This window comes from Wolbachia endosymbiont of Drosophila seguyi (assembly GCF_028981765.1).
Taxonomy (GTDB): Bacteria; Pseudomonadota; Alphaproteobacteria; order Rickettsiales; family Anaplasmataceae; genus Wolbachia; species Wolbachia pipientis.
In genome coordinates, this window is the sequence record NZ_JAPQLM010000196.1 from 1 (window position 1) to 2,168 (window position 2,168).

Annotated in this window: 2 protein-coding genes; both read left to right on the top strand. The window is 36.4% G+C overall.

Features of this window, described 5'->3' with window-relative positions; all coding sequences use genetic code 11:
* Positions 1-181 precede the first annotated feature (181 nt).
* Entirely contained in the window at positions 182-1,279 is a 1,098-nt protein-coding gene (locus OZD62_RS05955) for a type I glyceraldehyde-3-phosphate dehydrogenase (RefSeq protein WP_010962604.1), read from the top strand.
* Positions 1,276-2,037: a twin-arginine translocase subunit TatC gene (tatC, locus tag OZD62_RS05960; protein WP_275019656.1), complete on the top strand. Its 762-nt coding sequence runs from the start codon at positions 1,276-1,278 to the stop codon at positions 2,035-2,037. Before OZD62_RS05955 ends, tatC begins: the two co-directional genes overlap by 4 nt.
* Positions 2,038-2,168: the final 131 nt, after the last annotated feature.

Genomic DNA, 2,168 nt, shown 5'->3' on the forward strand with positions numbered 1-2,168 from the left:
TCTGCAGATTGGCGAAAGCAAATACAATAGCTTCAGTTTCATGATAAGGGGGCTGGCGGAGTTTGTCAAGCAAGTTTTTAGCCCTGTCTCCTTGCTATAATGTTCATATCGATAGAAAAGCAAAAGAATAAAATGAAATATCAAGTGATATCCTCTATAATTAAATTTTTTGAATGAAGAGATGACGATTCGTGTAGGAATTAATGGTCTGGGTAGAATAGGCAGAGGCGTATTGCGTGCTATTTTCGAAATAGAAGAATATAGCAAACAAATAGAAGTTGTAGCTGTCAATGGATCGCTCAGTGCAAAGCAGCATGCACATTTGATTAAATATGATTCTGTTCATGGCAAATTCAGTGGTGATATTGATTTTAATGAGTCTCAAAATTGGATTTCTATAAATGGCAAAAAGTTTTCTTTATATAGAGAACGGAATCCTGAAAATATTCCTTGGAATGTTGATGTAATACTTGAATGTACTGGTGCATTCAATAAACGTGAAGAAGCAATAAGGCACAATGCAGAGAAAGTAATTGTCTCTGCTCCAGTTCCGGATGCTGATGTCACTATAGTTTATGGTGTGAATGACGATATGCTCGAAAAAGAGCATAAAGTGATATCAGCAGGTTCTTGCACTACAAATTGCCTTGCTCCGATTGTGAAAGTCCTACACTCCAGTTTAGGTATAAAAAGCGGTTTTATGACTACTATACATGCCTACACGAATGATCAAAATGTTCTTGATGGTAATCATAAAGATTTGCGTAGAGCAAGGGCTTGCGGATTATCTATGGTGCCAACTACAACCGGGGCAGCAAAAACAATTGGTTCTATAATTCCTGAATTAAAGGGCAAGCTAGATGGCACTGCCGTCAGAGTTCCGGTTAGCAATGTTTCTATGGTTGATTTTACATTTACGACTGATAAGAAAGCGACCGTTAAAGAAATCAATGAAATGTTTAAGGATGCAGCTCTCTCCTCTACGTCATTCCAGCGCGTGACGCTGGAATCTAATTTCTGGATCCCAGTGTCAGCTACTCGGATGACATCAGAGGGTACTAGGATGACAGAGGGTTATCCAATGTCAAATGTACTTTCTATATGCGAGGAACCTTTAGTCTCAATAGATTTTGTGCATAACCCTTATAGTGCAATTGTGGATTTAACTGGTACATATGTTACAGGTGATATATGCAGGGTTGCAGCGTGGTATGACAATGAGTGGGCTTTTTCGCTGAGAATGTTAGACATAGCATTATTGAGCTATAGTAAAGTATGAACTGGAACTCAAGCAAATACGCCTCATTTTATGAGCACTTTGCGGAACTCAGAAAAAGAGTTATCTTTTGCTTTCTATTTTTTTGCGTTGCTTTTGGTTTTTGTTATTACTTTAAGGAAAATATATACCGTTTTTTACTCGCACCTTTAATAGAAGTAACAAAAGGTAGCGAAGGTTTTTCTTTAATTTACACAGACTTAACAGAGGCATTTTTTGTGTATCTCCAAGTTGCAATAATGAGCGCACTTTTGTTTTCTTTTCCTGTGTTTGCATGGCAATTTTATATGTTCTTAGCACCTGGGTTATATAAAAGTGAAAGGGCAGTGTTGTTGCCATACTTGATTGCAACACCGGTTTTATTTGTAACGGGAGCTACTGTAGTCTATTACTATATATTTCCTTTAGCCTGGAAGTTTTTCATCACTTTTGAACATAGTGGGAAATCTTTCGGTATACCAATAGAGTTTATGCCATCAGTTAGCGAGTATTTAGACCTCGTTCTCCAATTTATGTTTGCTTTTGGCACTGCATTTCAAATTCCAGTAATACTCACATTAATGGTGAGAGTAGGGTTACTCACTACACAAAATTTGTCAAATAAACGCAGAATCGCGATAGTGGTAATTTTTATTATCGCTGCAATCTTAACTCCACCTGATGTATTAAGCCAAGTAGGGCTTGCAATACCTATGCTGATTCTATATGAATTGTCCATTCTGATATGTAGGTATATTGAAAAAAAGAAGACAAAGATTTAAACAAAGAAATCCCTCTTATCTCCTTTATATCACATTTTTAACTTACAACATTCTTATTCAGGACTTAAATATGGAAATGTTTCATAAATTGATTGTAATACTTTGTTAAGTTCAGCCTTACTTTTGATGAT

What these genes read in the sequence shown, in the direction of transcription:
- OZD62_RS05955 (WP_010962604.1), top strand. Translation starts at nt 182, where the DNA reads ATGACGATTCGTGTAGGAATTAATGGTCTGGGTAGAATAGGCAGAGGC.
- tatC (WP_275019656.1), top strand. Translation starts at nt 1,276, where the DNA reads ATGAACTGGAACTCAAGCAAATACGCCTCATTTTATGAGCACTTTGCG.